Source organism: Mycobacterium sp., from assembly GCF_049280035.1.
Taxonomy (GTDB): Bacteria; Actinomycetota; Actinomycetes; order Mycobacteriales; family Mycobacteriaceae; genus Mycobacterium.
In genome coordinates this window covers 1-2,626 of sequence record NZ_JBAPPI010000128.1, presented here as the reverse complement: position 1 = coordinate 2,626, position 2,626 = coordinate 1, and the positions used below count along the sequence as shown (strand labels likewise).

Below are 2,626 nucleotides of genomic sequence, written 5' to 3'. Positions count from 1 at the left end.
AATCCATTCCGGAAGGTTAGCGTCGAGGCATGGACACGTTTCAAGCGCTCCTCGCGCGCCAAGAAGGCGACCAGATCACCGCTACGGTGGAGACCCTCCATCCGGAGGACCTGCCGCCCGGCGATGTGACGATCCGGGTGCTGTATTCCAGCGTCAACTTCAAGGACGCGCTGGCGCTGACCCCTGGCGGCGGGGTGGTGCGCGACTACCCCGTCGTACCGGGCATCGATGTGGCCGGCGAGATTGTCGAGTCACAGTCACCGGACTTCGCGGTCGGCGACTCCGTCGTCGCGCACGGCTACCAGATCGGCACCGGGCACCACGGCGGCTACGCCGAATACGCTCGGCTGCCCGCTGATCAGGTCGTGCGGCTGGACGGCCTGAGTGCGCACGACGCCGCGGCCATCGGCACCGCCGGCTTCACCGCCGCGATGAGCGTGCGGGCACTCATCGACTGGGGCGTGCAACCCGGCGCCGGAGCGGTCGTGGTGACCGGGGCGACCGGCGGCGTCGGCTCGATCAGCGTGGACTTGCTCGCCGGGGCCGGCTTTCACGTGGTGGCCTCAAGCGGCAAGGCCCAGGACACAGGAGCCGGCCAACGGCTGAAAGACCTTGGTGCCGCTGAGGTTATCGGTCGGCTGCCCGCCGATCCAGACGCCAAGCCGCGGCCGCTGGCCAAGGCGCGCTGGGCGGGCGGAGTGGACTGCGTGGGCGGCGCGACGCTGGCCGATGTGCTCAGCGCCGTCGACTATGGCGGTGCGGTGGCCTGCAGCGGACTGACCGGCGGCCCCGCGCTGCACACCACGGTGCTGCCGTTCATCCTGCGCGGCGTCGCGTTGCTGGGCATGGATTCGGTGCTGATGCCGATCGGCCCGCGCCGTGAGCTGTGGGGGCGGCTGGGCAACTCCTTGCGCCCGCGCCACCTCGACACCATCACCACGGAAGTCGACGTCAAAGACGTGATCGCCGTGCTCGACCAGGTGCGTGCCGGACGGTTCTCCGGTCGCGCTGTGGTGCGCGTGGCCGGCGGGTTCTGAGCGGGCTGGGTCCGCCCGTAGGCTATTCGGCTATGCGCGCAGCACAGTTGACTCGACTCGATGGTCCGGACGCGGTCGAGGTTGGCGAAATCGACGAACCGACCGGCGACGGCGTCGTCGTCGAGGTGCACGCGGCGGGAGCGGCGTTTCCGGATGCGCTCCTCACCCGCGGCCTCTACCAGTACAAGCCCGATCCGCCGTTCGTGCTGGGCGCCGAGATCGCCGGCGTGGTCCGATCGGCACCCGACGACGCCCATGTGCGTCCCGGCGACAGAGTTGTCGGGCTAACCATGCTCACCGGCGGCATGGCCGAAGTCGCGGTGCTCGCACCCGACCGCGTGTTCAAGCTTCCGGACAACGTGAGCTTCACGGCGGGCGCCGGCCTGCTGTTCAACGACCTGACCATGTATTTCGCGCTGACAATCCGTGGGCGGCTGCAGTCCGGCGAGACGGTGCTAGTGCACGGCGCAGCCGGCGGGATAGGCACGTCCACGCTGCGGTTGGCGCCGGTACTCGGGGCGTCCCGGGTGATCGCGGTGGTCAGCAGTGCAGACAAAGCCGAGATCGCGACGGCAGCGGGCGCGACTGACGTCGTACTCGCCGACGGATTCAAGGACGCGGCAAAAGAATTGACGAACGGCCGCGGGGTCGACATGGTGGTCGATCCCGTCGGCGGCGACCGGTTCACCGACTCGCTGCGCTCGCTTGCTCCCGGAGGGCGGCTGCTGGTGATCGGCTTTACCGGCGGCGAAATACCCACGGTGAAAGTGAATCGGCTGCTGCTCAACAACATTGACGTGGTCGGTGTCGGCTGGGGCGCCTGGGCAGGCACCCACCCCGGTGCGCTTACCGAGCAGTGGGCCGAACTCGAGCAGCTGCTTGCGTCGGGTCGGCTGGCTCCACCGGAGCCGGTGGTCTACCCGCTGGACGAGGCCGCCGCGGCGATCGCATCGTTGGAGAATCGCACCGCTAAGGGGAAGGTCGTCGTACGCGTCCGCGACACTTAAACGTCAGCGAAGGCACGCCGGGATAATGCGCAATGGTTTAAGTCTCGGCGGACTCTGGGGCGACGCCGGCCCTTGTGCCGGAGCAAAACAAAAAGTAATGTCACTTTCAGTTCCGCCTTGCCGCCGACGCTGTCGCAACCTTGGAGTCGTTCATGGAATCCTTTATTCACCTGCGTAAAGGCAGGACACCGCGTCGCCTGCACGCCGACCTCGACGGTCTCAGAGATGACGAGCTCGGCCGGGGCGGATTCACCGGCCGAACCGCCAATATGTACCGCCGCCACGACCCCACCGCGTACCGGTCGCAGGGTCCGCTGCGCCCCATCGACGTGCTGTGCAGCGAGCTCAAGCCGAGCGACGCCGCCGACGCCAGCGGTGGGCCACTGTTGATGTTCGCCAACGCTGACTGCCGCATCTCACTCTCCCGCCGGCAGGCGCCGATGCCGTTTTACACCCGACACGTCGACGGTGATCTGCTGTGCTTTGTGCACCAGGGCACGGGTCTTTTGGAGACGGAGTTCGGGCCGCTGCCCTACCGCGCGGGCGACTGGCTGTACATCCCCAAGGCGTGCACCTGGCGCC

The 2,626-nt window shown here is 68.0% G+C and carries 2 protein-coding genes and 1 pseudogene; all 3 read left to right on the top strand.

The window, feature by feature from the left end; genetic code table 11:
* The first annotated feature begins 29 nt into the window (after window positions 1-29).
* The gene (locus WAN71_RS04165; protein ID WP_422224120.1) at window positions 30-1,037 is read left to right on the top strand and encodes an acryloyl-CoA reductase; all 1,008 of its coding nucleotides are present in this window, start codon (window positions 30-32) and stop codon (window positions 1,035-1,037) included.
* 32 nt (window positions 1,038-1,069) lie between these two features.
* On the top strand, window positions 1,070-2,044 hold the full coding sequence (locus WAN71_RS04160) for an NADPH:quinone oxidoreductase family protein (RefSeq protein ID WP_422224119.1): 975 nt from the start codon (window positions 1,070-1,072) through the stop codon (window positions 2,042-2,044).
* A gap of 152 nt (window positions 2,045-2,196) precedes the next feature.
* Window positions 2,197-2,626: pseudogene (locus WAN71_RS04155) on the top strand (homogentisate 1,2-dioxygenase); the annotation flags it as partial.

Coding starts and splice junctions, on each gene's coding strand:
- WAN71_RS04160 (WP_422224119.1), top strand. CDS start 1,070: ATGCGCGCAGCACAGTTGACTCGACTCGATGGTCCGGACGCGGTCGAG.
- WAN71_RS04165 (WP_422224120.1), top strand. CDS start 30: ATGGACACGTTTCAAGCGCTCCTCGCGCGCCAAGAAGGCGACCAGATC.